General features: G+C 36.0%; 20 protein-coding genes. 7 read left to right on the forward strand and 13 right to left on the reverse strand.

The features are described 5' to 3' along the window. Positions 1–75: 75 nt before the first annotated feature. From ychF to Y7E_RS0104320, 3 genes are all read right to left on the reverse strand, one after another. The gene (gene ychF / locus Y7E_RS0104310) at positions 76–1,176 is read right to left on the reverse strand and encodes a redox-regulated ATPase YchF (RefSeq protein WP_017150087.1); all 1,101 of its coding nucleotides are present in this window, start codon (positions 1,174–1,176) and stop codon (positions 76–78) included. A 115-nt stretch (positions 1,177–1,291) separates the two neighbouring features. Next, positions 1,292–1,489: a DUF951 domain-containing protein gene (locus tag Y7E_RS0104315; protein WP_016112820.1), complete on the reverse strand. Its 198-nt coding sequence runs from the start codon at positions 1,487–1,489 to the stop codon at positions 1,292–1,294. A 20-nt stretch (positions 1,490–1,509) separates the two neighbouring features. Continuing rightward, complete coding sequence (locus Y7E_RS0104320) at positions 1,510–2,367, reverse strand: mechanosensitive ion channel family protein (protein ID WP_017150088.1); 858 nt, start codon at positions 2,365–2,367, stop codon at positions 1,510–1,512. 328 nt (positions 2,368–2,695) lie between these two features. On the opposite strand from Y7E_RS0104320, the gene yyaC reads away from it, so the two are divergent. Further along, complete coding sequence (gene yyaC, locus Y7E_RS0104325; RefSeq protein WP_017150089.1) at positions 2,696–3,292, forward strand: spore protease YyaC; 597 nt, start codon at positions 2,696–2,698, stop codon at positions 3,290–3,292. 20 nt (positions 3,293–3,312) lie between these two features. Here the strand turns inward: yyaC and Y7E_RS0104330 are convergent, their stop codons facing one another. The 10 genes from Y7E_RS0104330 to rpmH form a co-directional block, all read right to left on the reverse strand. After that, complete coding sequence (locus Y7E_RS0104330) at positions 3,313–4,164, reverse strand: ParB/RepB/Spo0J family partition protein (RefSeq protein WP_017150090.1); 852 nt, start codon at positions 4,162–4,164, stop codon at positions 3,313–3,315. Next, positions 4,157–4,918 carry a sporulation initiation inhibitor protein Soj gene (soj, locus tag Y7E_RS0104335; protein WP_000516112.1) on the reverse strand — a complete coding sequence of 254 codons (762 nt, stop codon included), beginning with the start codon at positions 4,916–4,918 and terminating at the stop codon, positions 4,157–4,159. The genes Y7E_RS0104330 and soj overlap by 8 nt, the downstream gene beginning before the upstream one ends. Positions 4,919–5,108: 190 nt before the next feature. Then, positions 5,109–5,981: a nucleoid occlusion protein gene (gene noc / locus Y7E_RS0104340; RefSeq protein WP_017150091.1), complete on the reverse strand. Its 873-nt coding sequence runs from the start codon at positions 5,979–5,981 to the stop codon at positions 5,109–5,111. Between the two features lie 105 nt (positions 5,982–6,086). Further along, complete coding sequence (gene rsmG / locus Y7E_RS0104345; RefSeq protein ID WP_017150092.1) at positions 6,087–6,806, reverse strand: 16S rRNA (guanine(527)-N(7))-methyltransferase RsmG; 720 nt, start codon at positions 6,804–6,806, stop codon at positions 6,087–6,089. Positions 6,807–6,828: 22 nt separating this feature from the next. Beyond that, complete coding sequence (gene mnmG, locus Y7E_RS0104350; protein ID WP_017150093.1) at positions 6,829–8,718, reverse strand: tRNA uridine-5-carboxymethylaminomethyl(34) synthesis enzyme MnmG; 1,890 nt, start codon at positions 8,716–8,718, stop codon at positions 6,829–6,831. Positions 8,719–8,764: 46 nt separating this feature from the next. After that, the gene (gene mnmE, locus Y7E_RS0104355; RefSeq protein WP_017150094.1) at positions 8,765–10,141 is read right to left on the reverse strand and encodes a tRNA uridine-5-carboxymethylaminomethyl(34) synthesis GTPase MnmE; all 1,377 of its coding nucleotides are present in this window, start codon (positions 10,139–10,141) and stop codon (positions 8,765–8,767) included. 212 nt (positions 10,142–10,353) lie between these two features. Then, complete coding sequence (gene jag / locus Y7E_RS0104360; protein WP_017150095.1) at positions 10,354–10,971, reverse strand: RNA-binding cell elongation regulator Jag/EloR; 618 nt, start codon at positions 10,969–10,971, stop codon at positions 10,354–10,356. After that, complete coding sequence (gene spoIIIJ / locus Y7E_RS0104365) at positions 10,968–11,735, reverse strand: YidC family membrane integrase SpoIIIJ (protein WP_017150096.1); 768 nt, start codon at positions 11,733–11,735, stop codon at positions 10,968–10,970. Before spoIIIJ ends, jag begins: the two co-directional genes overlap by 4 nt. 58 nt (positions 11,736–11,793) lie before the next feature. Continuing rightward, on the reverse strand, positions 11,794–12,141 hold the full coding sequence (gene rnpA / locus Y7E_RS0104370; RefSeq protein ID WP_017150097.1) for a ribonuclease P protein component: 348 nt from the start codon (positions 12,139–12,141) through the stop codon (positions 11,794–11,796). A gap of 76 nt (positions 12,142–12,217) precedes the next feature. Continuing rightward, positions 12,218–12,352: a 50S ribosomal protein L34 gene (gene rpmH / locus Y7E_RS0104375; RefSeq protein ID WP_000831901.1), complete on the reverse strand. Its 135-nt coding sequence runs from the start codon at positions 12,350–12,352 to the stop codon at positions 12,218–12,220. 563 nt (positions 12,353–12,915) lie between these two features. Between rpmH and dnaA the strand changes: the two genes are divergently transcribed. The 6 genes from dnaA (at position 12,916) to gyrA (ending at position 21,577) form a co-directional block, all read left to right on the forward strand. After that, positions 12,916–14,256, forward strand: coding sequence for a chromosomal replication initiator protein DnaA (gene dnaA, locus Y7E_RS0104380; RefSeq protein WP_017150098.1), 1,341 nt, complete (start codon positions 12,916–12,918; stop codon positions 14,254–14,256). 177 nt (positions 14,257–14,433) lie between these two features. Continuing rightward, the gene (dnaN, locus tag Y7E_RS0104385) at positions 14,434–15,579 is read left to right on the forward strand and encodes a DNA polymerase III subunit beta (RefSeq protein WP_017150099.1); all 1,146 of its coding nucleotides are present in this window, start codon (positions 14,434–14,436) and stop codon (positions 15,577–15,579) included. Between the two features lie 128 nt (positions 15,580–15,707). After that, positions 15,708–15,920 (forward strand): S4 domain-containing protein YaaA, encoded by a 213-nt coding sequence (gene yaaA, locus Y7E_RS0104390; RefSeq protein WP_003194149.1) that lies wholly within the window; start codon positions 15,708–15,710, stop codon positions 15,918–15,920. Between the two features lie 12 nt (positions 15,921–15,932). Then, positions 15,933–17,060 (forward strand): DNA replication/repair protein RecF, encoded by a 1,128-nt coding sequence (recF, locus tag Y7E_RS0104395; protein ID WP_017150100.1) that lies wholly within the window; start codon positions 15,933–15,935, stop codon positions 17,058–17,060. A 38-nt stretch (positions 17,061–17,098) separates the two neighbouring features. Further along, a complete protein-coding gene (gyrB, locus tag Y7E_RS0104400) occupies positions 17,099–19,021 on the forward strand; it encodes a DNA topoisomerase (ATP-hydrolyzing) subunit B (RefSeq protein ID WP_017150101.1) in 1,923 nt (640 codons plus the stop codon). An 84-nt stretch (positions 19,022–19,105) separates the two neighbouring features. Then, complete coding sequence (gene gyrA / locus Y7E_RS0104405; protein WP_017150102.1) at positions 19,106–21,577, forward strand: DNA gyrase subunit A; 2,472 nt, start codon at positions 19,106–19,108, stop codon at positions 21,575–21,577. The last annotated feature ends 174 nt before the right edge of the window (positions 21,578–21,751 follow it).

Below are 21,751 nucleotides of genomic sequence, written 5' to 3' on the forward strand. Positions count from 1 at the left end.
AATAAATAAAAAACTTGGCAAACATATGATATGTTCACCAAGTTTATATCCCTGTTTTTCCTAGGAAATATTGAATTACACGTTAAAGCGGAAGTGCATAACATCTCCATCTTTTACGATATATTCTTTTCCTTCTAAACGCACTTTTCCTGCTTCCTTAGCAGCTGTCATAGAACCGTTCTCCATTAAATCATCATATGAAACTGTTTCAGCACGAATAAATCCACGTTCAAAGTCTGTATGAATAACCCCAGCACATTGTGGTGCCTTCATGCCTTGTTTGAATGTCCATGCACGTACTTCTTGTACACCAGCTGTGAAATAAGTAGCTAAGCCTAATAAGTCGTACGCAGCACGAATTAACTGGTCTAAACCTGATTCTTCAATACCTAACTCTTCAAGGAATACTTTTTTCTCTTCCTCGTCTAGCTCAGCGATTTCCGATTCAATTTTTGCACAAACAACAATCACTTGTGAATTTTCATTTGCTGCAAATTCTTTTACCATCTTTACATATTCGTTTTCAGATGGATCCATAATATCATCTTCACTTACGTTGGCTACGTAAAGCATTTCTTTTGTTGTCAATAAGTGAAGACCTTTAACGATTTTCATTTGTTCGTCTGTAAATTCAACAGTACGAGCTGGTTTACCTGCTTCGAATGCCTCTTTTAAACGAACTAAAATCTCGTGTTCGTATACCGCCTCTTTATCCTTTTGTCTTGCTAATTTTGCTACACGTTCAATACGCTTATCAACAGATTCCAAGTCAGCTAAGATTAGCTCTAAATTAATTGTTTCAATATCATCAATTGGATCTACTTTTCCTGAAACGTGTGTAATATTTTCATCTTCAAAACAACGAACAACTTGGCAAATTGCATCTACTTGGCGAATATGAGATAAGAATTTATTTCCTAGTCCTTCACCTTTACTTGCACCCTTTACGATACCTGCAATATCAGTAAATTCGAATACAGTTGGAACAGTTTTTTTCGGTTCTACTAGTTCCGTTAGTTTATTTAAGCGTTCATCTGGTACTTCTACAATCCCTACGTTCGGATCAATTGTACAGAATGGATAGTTTGCAGATTCTGCTCCCGCTTGTGTAATTGCATTAAATAATGTTGATTTTCCTACGTTTGGCAAACCAACAATCCCAGCCGTTAATCCCATATTTTTCACTCCTATGTCTCAATCTTCCATCATTATAGATAGTAACGAATAAAATGACAAGTTCCCTAAAAGTTCAAAAAAGTAACAGCTGCCTGGAGCAGCTGTTACTTTTTCTTTATTCTTCGTGCTTTACAAGAATTTTTTTCACTTTGCGATCAAACTCTCTTCGAGGAATCATTACCGAATGGCCACATCCCTCGCACTTAATGCGGATATCCATTCCCATACGAATGATTTTCCAACGATTTGCACCACACGGATGGGCTTTTTTCATTTCCACAACATCGTACAAGTTATATTGCTTTTGCTCCACTCTCCAAACTCCCCTCGTCATTAATTTGCTTTTTGATTAACCATCTCTTTACGATTATATAAAACCATATGTGGATATGGAATCTCAATGCCGTGTAAATCAAGGCGATTTTTAATTTCTTTACGAAGCGCTCTAGCGATAGGTGCATGCTGCATCGGTTCTACTTCAGCAATTACACGAAGCACAACTTCAGATGCACCAAGCGTTTGAACACCTAATAATTGCGGTGTTGCTACCATTTGCTCATATTTTTCTGGTAATTCTTCTAATAACTCTTCAATTATTTGCTCTGCACGCGCAATATCACTATCATAGGAAATCGATACATCGACAAATGCAATACTATTACTAACAGAAAAGTTTGTCACTTGTATAATACTTCCGTTAGGTAAAATATTGATTTCTCCTGTCCAACTTTTTATCTTAGTTGTACGCAATCCAATTTCTAATACAGCACCTTCAAATTGACCAATGCGTACATAATCACCTACTGAAAATTGATCTTCTAACAAAATGAATGCTCCTGTAATGACATCTTTCACTAAACTTTGAGCACCAAAACCGATTGCTAAACCGACTACTCCAGCCCCTGCTAATAAACCTGCCACATTAATATGGAATACCCCTAAAATCGCAATTAACATAATAAATATAACAACGTATGCTACGATATTTTCAAGCAATTTAGCTATTGTAAGTGTACGACGCTCTGAGATTTGAATTGGTGAGCGATTTCCCATACGAAATGCATTTCTAACAATTGCCCTAGCAATACGAACTACTATTGTACCAAGCACTAAAATAATTACTATTTTTAGTGCGCCCATTCCTATATTAGACCAATCTATGGAATCAAACCATCGTTGTAATAAATTCATGTTTCCCTACCTCCCCGACCAAAATGTCTTTTTATTCATTCTTTATTTTATCAGAAATTCTCCCTATTTCTGATAAAAATTTTATTACAGTATTTTTACTGACTCGCTTTAATTGAGGTATAAAATGGCAGATATATATATATACTAGTACTATTATTTACGGTTTTATAAACGGTTTGCAAAAATAAAGAACTTATAATTTTTCATATTATTTTTTTCTTTAATTACCGAGAATTAACATCACAATTACTGAAGCTTTATAAAATAAATTCTACAACCAAAAACTTTTACATCGAATCGTAAAATTTATCAAAAGGATGGATGATTCATGAATATAAGGAATTTCCGATTACCCTTTTTTGAAAAAGAATCGCAAAATATTATGCATCACGATTTAGAAGCTTGTACAATAATTAGTGATTTTCTTCTCTCACATATACCTATTAGTCCAAATACATCCCTCATCCTAATTTGCATTGGAACAGATCGTTCAACTGGTGACGCACTTGGCCCGTTAGTCGGATCTAAACTAGAACAAATGAACATTCAAAATTTCCACGTATTCGGCACACTTGATGAACCAATTCATGCGCTAAATCTAGAGGATAATATTCAGAATATACAAACTTCTATTCCTGATTCTTTTATTATTGCAATTGATGCTTGTCTTGGAAAATCTCAAAACATCGGTTCCATAACTGTTGGTGAAGGGCCTAGTAAACCTGGAGCAGCAATGAATAAAAAATTACCAGAAATCGGCAAGCTACATATACATGGTATCGTAAATTTAAATGGTTTCATGGAATTTTTTGTCTTACAAAATACAAGATTAAGTCTCGTTATGAAAATGGCAGACGTTATTGCCCAAAGTATAAAGGAAACAGATCAAAAATTATCCGTATTAAAAAAAGCAAACCATCTATAAATAAAAAGATGGTTTGCTTTTCAGTTTTTCCCAGATAATAGTTCTAAAATGCGATTTAAATCTTCTTTATTGAAAAATTCTATTTCAATTTTTCCTTTTTCTTTTTTTGTTTCTTTAATTTTTACACCTGTCCCAAATTTTTCTCTTAACAACGTTTCACGTTCTTCGAAAAATATATTTCGTTCTTGCTTCACTTTCTTTGTTTCACGTGAAACTCGCTGATGCATCTGCTGAACAATTTGCTCTAACTGCCTAACATTTAATCCTTCCTTTTCAATACGCTTCAATAAAGACTTTAGCTGTTCTTCATCTTTTATTGTAAGTAATGTCCGTCCATGTGCCATGGATAGATTTCCATCTGCAATCATCTCTTGAACAAATGAAGGAAGGGTAAGTAACCGAACATAATTAGCAATATACGGTCTACTTTTTCCAAGACGCTTTGCTAATTGCTCTTGCGTTACATTTAGCTCATCCATTAGCATTTGATATGCCAAAGCTTCTTCCATTGGATTTAAATCTTCACGTTGTAAATTTTCTAACAAGGCAAATTCCATCATTTGCTGTTCATTTAATTCTCGAACGACAGCTGGAACTGTTTCAAGGCGTGCCTCTTTTGCAGCACGGTATCTTCGTTCACCAGCAACAATTTCGTATCCTTTAATACTTTTCCTTACGATCAAAGGTTGTAAAATGCCATGTTCTTTAATAGATGCTGCCAATTCTTGGATTGTTTCTTTTTGAAAGTTTTTACGCGGTTGGTAGGGGTTTGGCCTTAATTCATTTAGTGCAATTTCTTGAATTTTCTCTTCCTCTTTCACATCTAAATCTGGAAAGAACGCATTAATCCCTCTTCCTAATCCTTTAGCCACCAGCAATCACTTCCTCTGCTAAATCTATATATACTTCTGCACCCCTTGATTTAGCATCATACTGCATAATTGGTTTCCCATGACTTGGAGCTTCACTTAAACGAACATTGCGTGGAATAATAGAACGATATACTTTATCTCGAAAATATTTCTTCACTTCATCTATAACCTGAATCCCTAAATTTGTACGTGCATCTAACATCGTTAACAGTACACCTTGAATTGCTAAATTTTTATTTAAGTGCTTTTGTACAAGTCGAACTGTATTTAGTAATTGACTCAACCCTTCCAATGCGTAGTATTCACACTGAACAGGAATAATAACGGAATCCGCTGCCGTTAGTGCATTAATTGTTAATAAGCCTAAAGATGGGGGACAATCAATAATAATATAATCATATTCATTACGAATTGGCTGCAAAGCCCTCTGTAAACGAACTTCCCGGGAAATGGTTGGTACCAGTTCAATCTCAGCACCTGCCAATTGAATTGTAGCAGGTAGAACATCTAAGTTTTCAGTTGCGGTTTTTTGTATAACCCCTTGAACCTCTGCATCTTCTACAAGGACATTATAAATACATTGATCTAACTCCGACTTTTCAATTCCTACACCTGTCGTTGCGTTCCCTTGAGCATCAATGTCAATAAGCAGTACTTTTTTTCCTACCTGTGCCAATCCAGCTCCTAGGTTAACAGACGTTGTTGTTTTTCCTACACCGCCTTTTTGATTAGCAATAGCAATGATTTTTCCCATGATGTCACCTACTTTCAACCTTTCTGTCTTATTCTAAAAATAATTATGTTTATTGTAACATGAAATGAAAATTTTTCTTTTGCATCCTTATTAAACTTCAAAATTTATTCTAAAACTCCTTCTTCATTTAGGAAGAAAAATATAGAAAAAAAGACCTCTCCCAAAGGGTGAGATCTCTATCACATATGAGTTATTTTTTTTTAGGAATCTTAATTGTGATCTGATAGTACTCATCAAATTCTTCTTCTTCAGAATTTACGTTCAGTCCACTATTTGCAACCATTTGCAAAGATTGTCTAATTGTATTCATCGCAATTCGCATATCACGACTTACCGCTTTCTGTTTTGCCTTACGCTTTGGTTTTACTTCCTCCAGTAGCTTAGCAATACGTTCCTCGGTCTGTTTTACATTCAATTGCTTTTCTACAATTTCCTGTAAAACCTTTAACTGCAATTCTTCATTTTTTAAAGGAATAAGAGCACGAGCGTGACGTTCTGTAATATTCTTTTCTAACAATGCTCGTTTAATTTCTTCAGGCAGCTTTAATAATCGCAACTTATTTGCGATTGTTGATTGTCCTTTTCCTAGCCTCTGTGCTAATGCCTCTTGTGTTAAATTATGTAACTCAATTAGCTTTTGATAAGCAACAGCCTCTTCAATTGCTGTTAACTCTTCACGTTGCAAGTTCTCAATTAGAGCAACAGAAGCTGTTTCCGTATCATTTAAGTTTTTAATAATTGCCGGAACCTTTTCCCAACCTAATTTCGTCGCAGCACGAAAACGTCTTTCCCCGGCAATAATTTCATACTTATCGTCTTCATATTGCCTTATAACAATTGGTTGAATGAGTCCATGTGTACGAATGGTCAAGGCAAGTTCATCGATTCGTGCGTCATCAAAAACTGTACGTGGTTGATAACGATTTGGAATGATATTAGCTATCGGAATTTCTTGTATTTCTTCATGTATCTTTTTATCTATTTCTTCATGGCTTTCGTCTTGTAATTCGAATTCGCTCTCTTTATCTCCAAAGCCAAATAAACGAGAAAACGTATTTTTCATACATATTCCACCACCTTTGGGCCTATTGAATGTCCTACACAGAAATGTTTCCTATGAAACATTTACGTTTTCATTTATATAATTTAATCTTACGTCTAATAAGATTTATTTTTCAATAGGTAATTTATTGGGTGTCCCTGGCTTACGCGGATATTTCTTTGGTGTCTTGCGCTTTTTCACGATTGATAAAATGTTACGTTCACTTTCTTCAAATGGTAATTGAAAAGTAGACATCTCTTTTAGCTCACCGCCAAGCACTTCTAAAGCATACTTACCATTTTCAATCTCTTCATTGGCAGCTGCACCTTTCATAGCGATAAATGTCCCACCTACTTTTACAAGAGGTAAACATAACTCACTCAATACAGAAAGACGTGCTACTGCACGCGCCATCACGATATCAAACGATTCACGTACACTTTCTTTTTTCCCGAATGTTTCAGCACGATCATGGCAAAATGCAACATCACTTAACTCTAATTTTTGCGCTAAATGATTTAAAAAGTTGATGCGTTTTTGCAATGAATCCACAATCGTTACTTTTAAATGCGGGAAACAAATTTTCAATGGAATACTTGGAAATCCAGCACCTGCACCGACATCACAAATAGAAAATGGTTTTGAAAAATCATTATAAAAAGCAGCTGTGATCGAGTCAAAAAAGTGTTTTAAATACACTTCCTCTTTCTCTGTAATAGCTGTTAAATTCATTTTCTCATTCCATTCCACTAATGTTTCAAAGTAAATTTCAAATTGCTCTAATTGCCTAGGAGAAAGGGTAATTCCTCTTTCTCCTAGCATAGATTGAAATTGTTCTATGTTCATCTTGCCATATCTCCTTACTTATTTATTGGTTCGATACTCGCGCAATTTTTCCTTGTTCGATATACACAAGTAAAATGGAAATATCAGCTGGATTTACTCCGGAAATACGGGACGCTTGCCCCATAGACAGAGGACGAACATCTTTTAATTTTTGTCTCGCTTCAGAAGCGATTCCAGAAATTGCATCGTAATCAATGTCGACAGGAATCTTTTTGCTTTCCATTTTCTTCATACGTTCTACTTGTTGTAAGGATTTTTCAATATATCCTTCATACTTAATTTGAATTTCTACCTGCTCTGCGATTTCATCGTGTATTTCCACTTCACTTGGTGCAAGAATGCGAATATGTTCATACGTCATTTCCGGACGACGTAGTAAGTCACTTGCACGTATTCCATCCTTTAATTCACTTCCACCAACACTGCGAATTAATTCTTGCACTTCGGGGCGCGGTTTAATAATAATGCTTTCTAAACGGGATTTTTCTTGATCAATCTGTTCCTTTTTCGCGCTAAAACGCTCATAGCGCTCTTCTGGAATTAAGCCAATTTCATGACCAATTTCCGTTAAACGAAGATCCGCATTATCATGACGCAATAATAAACGATATTCAGCTCGGGATGTTAAAAGACGATATGGTTCATTCGTCCCTTTTGTCACAAGGTCGTCAATTAAAACACCAATATAAGCATCTGAACGACCTAAAATAACCTCTTTCTTCCCTAGGGAGCGGCACGCTGCGTTAATTCCAGCCATAATTCCTTGTCCTGCTGCTTCTTCATAGCCAGACGTACCGTTAATTTGACCTGCTGTATATAAGTTTTTAATTTTTTTCGTTTCAAGTGTCGGCCACAGCTGCGTTGGTACAATTGCATCATACTCAATAGCATAACCTGTACGCATCATCTCAACATTTTCTAAACCAGGAATCGTTTTAAGCATTTCACGTTGCACATCTTCCGGTAAGCTTGTTGACAAACCTTGTACATATACTTCCTGTGTATTACGACCTTCCGGCTCTAAGAAAATTTGGTGGCGTGGTTTATCATTAAATCGCACCACTTTATCTTCAATTGAAGGACAGTAACGTGGACCTGTTCCTTTAATCATACCAGAATACATAGCTGAACGATGCAAGTTTCGATCAATTAAACGATGTGTCTCTTCGCTTGTATATGTTAGCCAACATGGAATTTGATCCATAATAAATTTTGTAGTTTCAAAAGAAAATGCACGTGGTTTTTCATCCCCCGGCTGAATTTCTGTTTTACTATAATCAATTGTATTGCTATTCACACGAGGAGGCGTACCTGTTTTAAATCTGACAAGGTCAAAGCCAAGTTCCTCTAAATGCTCAGATAATGTGATAGACGGTTGCTGATTATTTGGACCACTTGAGTACTTCAAATCACCCATAATAATCTCACCACGTAAGAATGTACCAGTTGTAATTACAACTGTTTTCGCTGTATATTCAGCTCCTGATTGTGTAATTACACCTTTACATACATCATCCTCAACAATTAGGCGCTCTACCATTCCTTGACGTAATGTTAAATTTGGCGTTTCTTCAATCGTTTTCTTTAATTCGTGTTGATATGAAAATTTATCTGCTTGTGCACGAAGAGCACGTACAGCTGGACCTTTCCCCGTGTTCAACATACGCATTTGGATGTGAGTTTTATCAATATTACGTCCCATTTCACCGCCTAATGCATCAATTTCTCGTACAACAATCCCTTTTGCTGGTCCACCAACAGAAGGATTACACGGCATAAATGCAACCATATCTAAATTAATTGTTAACATTAATGTTTTTGAGCCCATTCGTGCTGCTGCAAGACCAGCTTCACATCCTGCATGACCTGCACCGATTACTATGACATCGTAAGAACCGGCATTGTATCCCATTATTTATTCCTCCTAAGATCATCTATCCTTCTAAAATACCTATATGTTATTTTCCTAAACAAAATTGAGAAAACAATTGATCAATTAGGCTTTCATGGACAGTATCACCAGTAATTTCACCAAGTATTTCCCACGTTCTTGTTAGATCAATTTGAACCATATCAATTGGAACACCGTTCTCTATTGCCTCAATAGCATCTCCAATTGTCTTTTCCGCTTGTGTTAATAAACCGATATGTCTTGCATTAGAAACATACGTCATATCTGCCGACTCAATTGTTCCTTCAAAGAATAGATCTGCTATCGCCTTTTCTAGCTCATCTACGCCTTTTTCCTCAATTAGGGACGTTGTAATCATACGATTTTCACCTGATAATTCTGTAACACGTTCCATATCAATTTGCTTTGGTAAATCTGTTTTATTTACAATAACAATAAAGTCTTTTCCTTGAACCGCACGGAATAATTCTTCATCTTCAGTCGTTAATGCTTCACTATAGTTTACTACAATTAGAACTAAATCAGCTTGCCCCATCATCTTTTTTGATCGCTCTACACCAATTCGTTCAACGACATCTTCCGTTTCACGGATTCCCGCCGTATCAATAAGTTTCAGTGGTACACCACGAACATTGACATACTCTTCAATGACATCACGCGTTGTGCCTGCTATATCCGTCACAATCGCCTTTTTCTCTTGAACAAGGCTATTTAATAATGAAGATTTCCCAACGTTTGGTCTTCCAATAATTGCTGTTGCAATTCCTTCTCGTAAAATTTTCCCTTGCTTAGATGTCTCCAATATTTTTTTAATTTCGCCGCGAACATGTGTGGCTTTTTCAATTAAAATATTGTGGGTCATTTCTTCTACATCATCGTATTCTGGATAATCTATATTCACTTCTACATGAGCTAATGTTTCTAAAATCTCTTGACGAAGACGACCAATTAATTTAGATAATCGCCCTTCCATTTGATTAATTGCTACGTTCATCGCTCGATCTGTTTTCGCACGAATCAAATCCATTACAGCTTCCGCTTGCGACAAGTCAATACGCCCATTTAAAAATGCGCGCTTTGTAAATTCACCTGGCTCGGCCAAACGTACTCCTTGAGCCAAAATAAGTTGTAATACTTTATTTACAGAAACAAGACCACCGTGACAATTGATTTCTACAATATTTTCACGGGTAAATGTCTTTGGCGCTCGCATAATTGACACCATTACTTCTTCGATTACTTGATCTGTATCTAAATCAACAATATGACCGTAGTGAATCGTATGAGAAGAAACTGTCGTTAAATCTTTCCCTTTAAAAATGCGATTGACCTTTTCAATCGCATCCTCTCCACTTACTCGAACAATGGCAATTGCCCCTTCTCCAAGTGCCGTGGAAATTGCAGCAATTGTATCAAAATCCATGTCCTTTCACCTCGCTTGCTTATTTCTCTCTATTTCAACATGATTTTTACCTTCACTAAACTATTAGGATACCATAACGAACCTATCTACAAAAGAATAATAACTCATTTTATTATGTCCTCATGTAAAAAACACTAAACTTATTCACAGTGGATAAGTTTAGTGTTTTTAATTATCCACAAGAAAAAACCGGCACTCATATGAGTAACCGGTTATTTGGAAGATATTACAACATGTCGATGGGGTTCTTTACCTTCAGAAGTTGTAATTACATTTGGATGATTGGATAATGCTTGATGGATAATTTTTCTCTCAAAAGAGGGCATTGGTTCTAGCACAACATTTTTTTTAGTTACCATTACCTGCTTTGCTAACCGATAAGAAAGCGATTCTAACGTATCTTTTCTCTTACTACGATAGTTTTCAGCATCAATTGTGATACCGATATATTGCTTTGTACTACGATTCGCAACAAGTTTTGTTAAATATTGTAAGGAGTTTAATGTATGTCCTCTTTTTCCGATCAATATCCCTACATCTTTACCAGAAAGTGTAAATTCAATTTCTCGACCTTTTACATTTTTCGTAATCATCACATCCACACCCATTTCCTGAACAACACTTTGTAAGTATCGCTCAGCTTCTTGGATGGGATCTTTCTTCACTACAACTTCTACAATAGCTGGACGATTCCCTATAAATCCTAGAAATCCTCTCTTACCCTCATCAACAACATTCACATCTACTTGATCCCTTGAAACCTTTAATTGTCTTAAAGCATCTTGTACTGCCAGCTCGACTGTTTGTCCTTTAGCAGTAATTATACTCACTTGCTTGATCCTCCTGCCTTACTAGCCTTAATTTCTGGCCCTTTGATCATATACATTTGAGCGATACCAAAGATGTTACCAACTACCCAGTATAGAGATAATGCTGCTGGGAAGTTAATTGCAAAGATTAAAATCATAATTGGCATAAGCCATACCATCATTGCCATTTGTGGATTTTGTCCAGCAGTACCTGCCATAGCAACCTTTTGCTGAATAAATGTTGTGATTGCCGCAACAACTGGAAGGATATAGTACGGATCTGCCTGTCCTAAATCAAACCATAAGAATGTATGTTTACTAATCTCTTCTGTTCTCATAATCGCATGATAAAATGCGAATAAAATCGGCATTTGAACAAAGATTGGTAAACAACCTGCTAACGGGTTTACACCATTCTTTTGATACAACTGCATCATTTCTTGTTGCAGTTTTTGCTGTGTTGCTTGATCTTTAGAGCTATACTTCTCTTTTAATTTCACCATTTCTGGTTGCAGTGCTTGCATTGCTTTCGTACTCTTCGTTTGTTTAATCATTAATGGTAATAACGCAAAACGAATAATAAGAGTCGTAACAACAATCGCTAAACCATAATTACTACCAAATAAGTTTGCAAAATATGTGATTAACTGAGAAAGCGGGTATACGAAATATTCATTCCAGATCCCTGTGCTTTTCGGTGTAATCGGCTGATTCACTTCACTACAGCCCGCAGTGATCGCCATTAAAGCAATAACCATGGCTAGTAAGCCTATCTTCTTTTTCACAGCCTGCTCCTCCTTGTTTCGGTATGTATATAGTGTAATTCATTTCCCTTTTCCTACGCTACTTGTTTGTAATTTTAATACCAGAGCGCTTAAAGGCATGAATTAAGCTTTTCTTCAATTGTTCATATGTCATATCTGCACAAGGCTTCCTTGCTATTATAACAAAATCTTTTCCAGAATCTATCTCATCTTTTAATTCTGCAATCGATTGGCGAATCATACGCTTAATCCGATTACGCACTACTGCATTTCCCAACTTTTTGCTAACGGAAAGACCAATGCGAAAGTATGGTTGCTCCGCTTTTTCAAGTTGATACACCACAAACTGACGATTTGCATTTGATTTTCCATTTTGAAAAACAGCCTGAAATTCATCATTTTTCTTTATACGATTCTTTTTCTTCATATCAATTGACACTCCTGTATTTCATCAGCGGAAATTCATTATTACTAGAAAAAAAGACCACTGAACGATCAGTGGTCTACGCAGATAATACTTTTCTTCCTTTACGACGACGAGCTGCTAGCACTTTACGTCCGTTCGCTGTGCTCATACGGCTGCGGAAACCATGTACTTTGCTGCGCTTACGTTTATTTGGTTGGTAAGTTCTTTTCATTATATGACACCTCCCTGAGGAATATCTGTTAAAGACAGTCTTATAAATTATAGTTAATCAACTAGGAAAATGTCAATGGTTCTCCAAATTTTCATCAAATATTCATTTTGAACCTATTCACAATTTTTTTCACAGCTGTTTTATTCCTTTGTGGATAATGCATTTTTCATTTTTTTATATCCACAAATTATTTTTTCGCTTTTACACAGTATATCGTGTTGTGGACAAGTTTATTCCACAAGGTATTGATTTTGTGGATAACTTTTTGAAATTCATTGCTATCGCTATCTTTTTTTGATATTATAGTTGTGTTTTCACCTTGGACAAGTTTTCTACACTTGTATTTTATCCACAATTTGTGTATAACATGTGGACAGTTATAATCACATGTGGGTAAATAGTTGTCCACATGTGTATTTTTTGTCGAAAACTCTATCTCGTATACAAACGACGTTTTTATGTTTTAAAATACGTTTCGTATAAATATACATCAATTATTTTTAAGGTTGTACAATCGTTGCACAACCTTATTCTTTTACCATCTTTGTAAAGGAGGGACACCTTTGGAAAATATCTCTGATTTATGGAATAGTGCTTTGAAAGAACTAGAAAAAAAGGTGAGTAAACCAAGTTATGAGACATGGTTGAAATCAACCATGGCACATGCTTTGAAAAAAGATGTATTAACGATTACAGCTCCAAATGAATTTGCTCGTGACTGGCTAGAATCTCATTATTCAGAGCTCATTTCAGAAACACTCTATGATTTAACAGGAGCAAAACTAGAAATTCGCTTTATTATTCCCCAAAGTCAAACTGAAGAGGAGATTGACTTTCCTCCTGCTAAAAAGAAAAGAACAAATGATGAGTCTAATCACTTACCACAGAGCATGTTAAATCCAAAATACACGTTTGATACATTTGTTATTGGCTCTGGGAACCGTTTTGCTCATGCAGCTTCATTAGCAGTCGCTGAAGCACCAGCAAAAGCATATAACCCGCTATTTATTTACGGGGGAGTTGGGCTTGGAAAAACACACTTAATGCATGCAATTGGACATTATGTCATTGAGCATAATCCGAATGCCAAAGTCGTTTATTTATCATCAGAAAAATTTACGAATGAATTTATTAACTCAATTCGCGATAATAAAGCCGTCGATTTCCGTAATAAATATCGTAATGTCGATGTCTTACTTATAGATGATATTCAATTCCTTGCTGGAAAAGAACAAACACAAGAAGAGTTCTTCCATACATTTAATGCACTACATGAAGAAAGCAAGCAAATTGTTATCTCAAGCGATCGACCACCAAAAGAGATTCCAACATTAGAAGATCGCCTTCGTTCCCGTTTTGAGTGGGGGCTTATTACAGATATTACGCCGCCAGATTTAGAAACAAGAATTGCGATTTTACGAAAAAAGGCAAAAGCGGAAGGCCTTGACATCCCAAATGAAGTCATGCTCTATATTGCAAATCAAATTGACTCGAACATTCGTGAACTAGAAGGTGCACTTATTCGAGTTGTTGCTTATTCATCTCTAATAAATAAAGATATCAATGCCGACTTAGCTGCTGAAGCACTTAAAGATATTATTCCAAATTCTAAACCAAAGATTATTTCTATTTATGATATTCAAAAGGCAGTTGGAGATGTTTTTCAAGTTAAATTAGAGGACTTTAAAGCAAAAAAACGCACAAAATCAGTCGCATTTCCTCGCCAAATTGCAATGTATCTATCACGTGAGTTAACAGATTCATCTTTACCTAAAATTGGCGAAGAATTTGGCGGACGTGACCATACAACCGTCATCCATGCGCACGAAAAAATTTCAAAGCTATTAAAAACCGATACACAACTGCAAAAACAAGTTGAAGAAATCAATGATATTTTAAAGTAGTAGCTGAATAGTGTGAATAACTTTCCTTGTTTTACGCACAGTCTATCCACATGTAGATAGACTGTTTTTCCGTCTCTAAATGGAGTTATCCACATATCCACAAGACCTATTACTATTACTACTATTTTTTATCTTTATTAAATAAATAAAATTTTATACTTGCCGGAGGTTTTCGCTATGCGTTTTACAATTCAAAAAGACTACCTTGTAAGAAGTGTACAAGATGTAATGAAGGCAGTTTCCTCTCGTACAACAATTCCAATTCTTACAGGAATTAAAGTTGTAGCAACTGAAGAAGGTGTTACATTAACAGGAAGTGACGCTGATATTTCGATTGAATCTTTTATCCCAGTTGAAGAAAACGGAAAAGAAATTGTTGAAATTGCACAATCAGGGAGTATTGTTTTACAAGCAAAATATTTTAGTGAGATTGTAAAAAAATTACCAAAAGACACAGTGGAAATTTCTGTGGAAAATCATTTTATGACAAAAATAAAATCTGGAAAATCAGAATTTAATTTAAATGGTTTAGATTCTGCTGAATATCCATTATTACCGCAAATTGAGGAACATCATGTATTTAAGATCCCGACAGATTTACTAAAACATATGATTCGTCAAACTGTATTTGCTGTTTCAACTTCAGAAACTCGTCCGATCTTGACAGGTGTAAACTGGAAGGTATATAACAGCGAACTCACTTGCATTGCAACAGATAGTCATAGACTAGCACTTCGTAAAGCAAAGATTGAAGGTCATACAATTTCTGATGAGTTTCAAGCAAATGTTGTTATCCCTGGTAAAAGTTTAAATGAATTGAGCAAAATTCTAGATGAGTCTGAAGAAATGGTAGATATCGTTATTACGGAGTATCAAGTATTATTCCGAACAAAACATTTATTATTCTTCTCAAGATTGTTAGAAGGGAATTACCCAGATACAACACGTCTAATTCCAGCAGAAAGTAAAACGGACATATTTGTAAATACAAAAGAGTTTTTACAAGCAATTGATCGTGCTTCTTTACTAGCAAGAGATGGTCGTAATAATGTTGTGAAATTATCGACGTTAGAAGAGCAAATGCTAGAGCTTTCTTCGAATTCACCGGAAATCGGGAAAGTAGTAGAGGAAGTTCAATGCGAAAAAGTAGAAGGGGAAGAATTAAAAATCTCCTTTAGTGCAAAATATATGATGGACGCATTAAAAGCATTAGACAGTACAGAAATTAAAATTAGTTTTACTGGAGCGATGAGACCATTCTTAATTCGCACAGTAAATGATGATTCCATCATCCAATTAATTTTACCAGTTCGTACTTACTAAGTAAGAGTTGAGGGTTGCTAGTTTAAATGTGCTAGTGGCCCTTATTTGATTTTCCGGGTATTACTTTCCTAATGCTAGTTTATTTAGTACAATGAAAGAATGAACACTTTCAGAAAGTGAGCGATTTTATGAAACGTATTAAGATTTCAACTGAGTACATTACACTAGGACAATTTTTAAAGTTAGCGGATGTAATTGATACAGGTGGCGCTGTTAAGTGGTTCTTACAAGAATACGAAGTGTATGTTAATCAAGAGCTTGAAAATAGAAGAGGCCGAAAGTTGTATGCAAATGATATTGTTGAAATTCCGGGGAACGGAACATTTCAAGTTCAAGCATAAAGGGGGAGCCCTTTGTATATTACAGAAATACAATTAAAAAATTATCGCAATTATGAATATCTAGATCTTTCCTTTGAGGATAAAGTGAATGTAATTATTGGTGAAAATGCTCAAGGGAAAACGAATTTGATGGAAGCTATTTATGTATTAGCGATGGCCAAATCTCATCGAACTTCGAACGATCGTGAACTTATCCGATGGGATGAGGATTATGGTAAAATAAAAGGTAGATTACAAAAGCGAAACAGTTCCTTGTCTTTAGAATTAAATATTTCTAAAAAAGGGAAGAAGGCAAAATTAAATCAACTAGAACAACAAAAGTTAAGCCAATATATTGGTGAAATGAATGTTGTTATGTTTGCCCCAGAAGATTTAAATCTTGTAAAAGGAAGCCCTCAAGTACGAAGACGCTTTTTAGATATGGAACTGGGACAAATAGCTCCTGTCTATTTGTATGAATTAAGTCAATATCAGAAAGTGCTCACGCAGCGAAATCACTTGCTTAAAAAAATGCAAGGGAATAGTAAAAATGAGGAAACGATGTTGGATGTATTTACACTACAACTCATTGAACATGGTACAAAAATTTTGCAAAAGCGTTTTGATTTTCTGCATTTACTACAAGAATGGGCAGGTCCAATTCATCGTGGTATTAGTAGAGGATTAGAAGAACTAGAAATAGTCTATAAACCGAGCGTAGATGTATCAGAATCAATGGATTTGTCGAAAATAAAAGAAGTATACTATGAAAGTTTTCAATCTGTGAAACAACGTGAAATTTTCCGTGGTACAACTTTAATTGGTCCTCATCGTGACGATTTACAATTCTTCGTTAATGGTAAAAATGTTCAAGTCTTTGGTTCCCAAGGACAACAACGGACAACCGCACTTTCCCTAAAGTTAGCTGAAATTGAATTGATTTATTCAGAGGTTAAGGAATATCCAATCCTCTTATTAGATGATGTATTATCAGAGTTAGATGATTATCGTCAATCACATCTGTTAAATACAATTCAAGGAAAAGTGCAAACATTTGTGACAACGACGAGTGTCGACGGAATTGAACACGAAACATTGAAGCAAGCGAAAACAATTCATGTGACGAACGGCACGGTAGATTGTGAAATAGACAGAACATAATTGCTGTTTAAATGGAAAAGTAGGTGATCTTTGTGTCAATGGAACAAAAGCAAATGCAGGAAAATTCGTATGATGAAAGCCAAATACAGGTGCTTGAGGGACTGGAAGCAGTTCGAAAGCGTCCGGGTATGTATATTGGATCTACAAGTGGAAAAGGTCTCCATCATCTTGTATGGGAAATCGTAGATAATAGTATTGATGAAGCGTTAGCAGGATACTGTGATGAAATTAACGTTAGCATCGAAGAAGACAATAGCATTCGTGTGACGGATAATGGTCGTGGTATTCCAGTTGGTATACAGGAAAAAATGGGACGTCCTGCTGTAGAGGTTATTATGACCGTACTCCACGCAGGTGGTAAATTTGGCGGTGGCGGTTATAAAGTTTCGGGTGGTTTGCATGGTGTAGGTGCATCTGTTGTAAATGCTCTATCAACAGAGTTAGAAGTATTTGTACATCGTGAAGGTAAAATTCATTACCAAAAGTATGAAAGAGGTATCCCGGTTGCAGATTTAAAAGTAATTGGTGAAACAGATCATACAGGAACAGTAACTCGTTTTAAGCCAGACCCAGAAATTTTCAAAGAAACTACGGAATACGATTTTGATACATTAGCAACTCGTATGCGTGAACTAGCATTTTTAAATCGTAATATTAAATTAACAATTGAAGATAAACGCGAAAATAAGCAAAAGAAAGAGTTCCATTATGAAGGTGGGATTAAATCTTATGTTGAGCATTTAAACCGCTCGAAACAACCGATTCATGAAGAACCTGTATATGTAGAAGGCTCGAAAGATGGAATTCAAGTTGAAGTTTCTCTTCAATATAACGAAGGTTATACAAACAATATTTATTCATTTACAAATAATATTCATACGTATGAAGGCGGTACACATGAGGTTGGTTTCAAGACTGCCCTAACGCGTGTAATAAATGATTATGGTCGAAAAAATAATATCTTAAAAGATGCTGATAGTAACCTAACAGGTGAAGATGTACGTGAAGGGTTAACGGCAATTGTTTCTATTAAACATCCGAATCCACAGTTTGAAGGCCAAACGAAAACAAAGCTTGGAAATAGTGAAGCGAGAACGATTACAGAGTCTGTTTTCTCAGAAGCGTTCGAAAAGTTTTTACTAGAGAATCCAAATGTTGCCCGTAAAGTTGTAGAAAAAGGAACAATGGCAGCACGTGCACGTGTAGCAGCGAAGAAGGCGCGTGAATTAACACGCCGAAAGAGTGCGCTGGAAGTATCTAGTTTACCAGGGAAGCTTGCGGACTGCTCTTCTAAAGATCCTTCGATTAGTGAAATTTACATCGTAGAGGGTGACTCAGCGGGAGGTTCTGCAAAACAAGGACGTGATCGCCATTTCCAAGCGATTTTACCACTAAAGGGTAAAATTATTAACGTTGAAAAGGCACGATTAGATAAAATTTTATCTAACGATGAAGTACGTACGATCATTACGGCGATTGGTACAAATATCGGCGGGGATTTTGATATTGAAAAAGCCCGCTATCATAAAGTTATTATTATGACCGATGCTGATGTCGATGGTGCGCATATCCGTACTCTATTATTAACGTTCTTCTATCGTTATATGCGTCAAATCATTGAACATGGTTATATATATATTGCACAACCACCATTGTTTAAAGTGCAACAAGGGAAAAAGATTCAATATGCTTACAACGATAAAGAGCTTGAAAAGATATTAGCAGAGTTACCAGCTCAGCCGAAACCGGGTATTCAGCGTTACAAAGGTCTTGGGGAAATGAATCCAACTCAATTATGGGAAACGACAATGGACCCAGAAGTACGTTCATTACTTCAAGTTTCTCTGCAAGATGCAATTGAAGCGGATGAAACGTTTGAAATTTTAATGGGTGATAAAGTAGAGCCGCGACGTAACTTTATCCAAGAAAATGCAAAATACGTGAAAAACCTTGATATTTAAGTAATGACAGGAATCTGAGTGTTCCTGTCTTCTACATATAAATCAATGTATGTGTAACGGAAATGTAAGAGGAGGTGCTAGTTGATGTCAGACAATCAACAACAAGCACGAATTCGAGAGGTTAATATTAGTCATGAAATGCGTACCTCATTTTTAGATTACGCAATGAGTGTTATCGTATCTCGTGCACTACCAGATGTTCGTGATGGATTAAAACCTGTGCATCGCAGGGTTTTATATGCAATGAATGATTTAGGAATTACTGCTGATAAAGCATATAAAAAATCAGCGCGTATTGTCGGTGAAGTAATTGGTAAGTATCACCCGCACGGTGATTCAGCTGTTTATGAGACAATGGTACGTATGGCGCAAGATTTTAGTCAACGCTATATGCTTGTTGATGGCCACGGTAACTTCGGTTCTATCGACGGTGATTCAGCAGCGGCAATGCGTTATACAGAAGCGAGAATGTCTAAGATTTCTATGGAATTATTGCGTGATATTACGAAAAATACAATAGATTACCAAGATAACTATGATGGTTCTGAGAGAGAACCAATTGTATTACCTGCACGCTTTCCTAACCTGTTAGTGAATGGTACAACAGGTATTGCTGTTGGTATGGCAACAAATATCCCACCACATCAGCTTGGTGAAGTAATTGATGGTGTACTAGCATTAAGTCATAATCCTGATATTACAATTGCTGAGTTGATGGAGTATATTCCAGGTCCAGATTTTCCTACAGCGGGTCTTATTTTAGGAAGAAGTGGAATTCGAAGAGCATATGAAACAGGTCGTGGCTCAATCACGCTACGTGCAAGAGTTGAAATCGAGGAAAAAACAAACGGAAAACAAGCAATTATTGTAACAGAGCTACCTTATCAAGTTAATAAAGCTCGATTAATTGAAAAAATTGCAGAGTTAGTTCGTGATAAAAAAATTGAAGGCATTACAGATTTACGTGATGAATCAGATCGAAATGGTATGCGTGTTGTTATGGAAGTACGTCGTGATGCAAATGCCAATGTACTATTAAATAATTTATATAAACATACAGCACTGCAAACAAGTTTTGGTATTAATATGTTGTCGCTCGTGAACGGAGAGCCACAAGTATTAAACTTAAAACAAACTTTATACCATTATTTGGAGCATCAAAAGGTAGTAATTCGTAGACGTACAGCTTATGAATTAGAAAAGGCAGAAGCACGTGCTCATATTTTAGAAGGGTTACGAATTGCCTTAGATCATCTTGATGAAGTAATTACTTTAATACGTAGTTCGAAAACTGCTGATATTGCTAAGCAAGGATTGATGGAACGTTTCGGTTTAAGCGAGAAACAAGCGCAAGCAATTTTGGATATGCGCCTGCAACGCTTAACAGGATTAGAGCGTGAAAAAATCGAGCAAGAATATCAAGACTTAATGAAATTAATTGCTGAATTAAAAGCAATTCTAGCAGATGAAGAAAAGGTTCTTGAAATTATTCGTGAAGAATTAACGGAAGTAAAAGAACGATTTAATGATGAGAGACGAACAGAAATTACGATTGGCGGTATGGAATCTATTGAGGATGAAGATTTAATCCCAGAGCAAAATATCGCTATCACACTTACTCATAATGGTTACATTAAACGATTACCAGCTTCTACGTACAAAACACAGAATCGTGGGGGACGTGGTGTACAAGGAATGGGTACGAACGATGATGACTTTGTTGAGCACTTACTGACAACGTCTACACATGATCATATTCTATTCTTTACAAACAAGGGTAAAGTATACCGTACAAAAGGATATGAAATTCCAGAGTATAGTCGTACGGCAAAAGGTATACCAATTATTAACTTGTTAGAAGTAGATAAAGGTGAGTGGGTCAATGCTATTATTCCAATTCGTGAATTTGGTGATGATCAATTCTTATTCTTTACAACAAAACAAGGTATTTCTAAGAGAACGCCTCTTTCATCATTTGCAAATATACGTACGAATGGTTTAATTGCAATTTCTCTTCGTGAAGAGGATGAAGTAATTTCTGTACGCTTAACATCTGGTGATAAGGATATTATCGTTGGAACAAGTAACGGTATGTTAATCCGTTTCAATGAGCAAGATGTGCGTTCTATGGGACGTAATGCAGCAGGTGTAAAAGCTATTACGCTAGGTGATGAAGATCAAGTTGTAGGTATGGAAATTGTTGAAGAAAATATGAATGTTTTAATTGTAACGAAAAATGGTTACGGAAAACGTACACCAGTTGAGGAATACCGCTTGCAAAGTCGTGGCGGTAAGGGTCTGAAAACATGTAACATTACAGATAAAAACGGTAAATTAGTAGCAGTTAAATCTGTAACGGGTGAAGAAGATATCATGTTAATTACGGCTGCAGGTGTTATTATTCGTATGCCAGTCGACCAAATTTCTCAAATGGGACGTAATACGCAAGGTGTTCGCTTGATTCGTTTGGAAAATGAACAAGAAGTAGCGACGGTAGCGAAAGCGCAAAAAGAAGACGATGAAGAAGAGGTAAGTGAAGAAACTTCTGAAGAATAGGAGTGGGGATTTTCCCGCTCTTATTTTTTTTTAGAATAACACTTGCATAGCAGCGGTAAAGTCTATATAATAGGCAGAGTCAGCAAATGAGAGATACGAGTTATCAAAAAAACTTGTTGACGAAAACAATATATTATGTTATATTATAAAAGTCGCTGAAACGCGATGTTGAAC

Source organism: Bacillus bingmayongensis (assembly GCF_000299035.1).
Taxonomy (GTDB): domain Bacteria; phylum Bacillota; class Bacilli; order Bacillales; family Bacillaceae_G; genus Bacillus_A; species Bacillus_A bingmayongensis.

Bases quoted from the DNA above. Each gene is read 5' to 3' on its own strand.
- ychF (WP_017150087.1), bottom strand. From the start codon at position 1,176: ATGGGATTAACGGCTGGGATTGTTGGTTTGCCAAACGTAGGAAAATCA.
- Y7E_RS0104320 (WP_017150088.1), bottom strand. From the start codon at position 2,367: ATGAATTTATTACAACGATGGTTTGATTCCATAGATTGGTCTAATATA.
- yyaC (WP_017150089.1), top strand. From the start codon at position 2,696: ATGAATATAAGGAATTTCCGATTACCCTTTTTTGAAAAAGAATCGCAA.
- soj (WP_000516112.1), bottom strand. From the start codon at position 4,918: ATGGGAAAAATCATTGCTATTGCTAATCAAAAAGGCGGTGTAGGAAAA.
- noc (WP_017150091.1), bottom strand. From the start codon at position 5,981: ATGAAAAATACGTTTTCTCGTTTATTTGGCTTTGGAGATAAAGAGAGC.
- rsmG (WP_017150092.1), bottom strand. From the start codon at position 6,806: ATGAACATAGAACAATTTCAATCTATGCTAGGAGAAAGAGGAATTACC.
- mnmG (WP_017150093.1), bottom strand. From the start codon at position 8,718: ATGGGATACAATGCCGGTTCTTACGATGTCATAGTAATCGGTGCAGGT.
- mnmE (WP_017150094.1), bottom strand. From the start codon at position 10,141: ATGGATTTTGATACAATTGCTGCAATTTCCACGGCACTTGGAGAAGGG.
- rnpA (WP_017150097.1), bottom strand. From the start codon at position 12,141: ATGAAGAAAAAGAATCGTATAAAGAAAAATGATGAATTTCAGGCTGTT.
- rpmH (WP_000831901.1), bottom strand. From the start codon at position 12,352: ATGAAAAGAACTTACCAACCAAATAAACGTAAGCGCAGCAAAGTACAT.
- dnaN (WP_017150099.1), top strand. From the start codon at position 14,434: ATGCGTTTTACAATTCAAAAAGACTACCTTGTAAGAAGTGTACAAGAT.
- yaaA (WP_003194149.1), top strand. From the start codon at position 15,708: ATGAAACGTATTAAGATTTCAACTGAGTACATTACACTAGGACAATTT.
- gyrB (WP_017150101.1), top strand. From the start codon at position 17,099: ATGGAACAAAAGCAAATGCAGGAAAATTCGTATGATGAAAGCCAAATA.
- gyrA (WP_017150102.1), top strand. From the start codon at position 19,106: ATGTCAGACAATCAACAACAAGCACGAATTCGAGAGGTTAATATTAGT.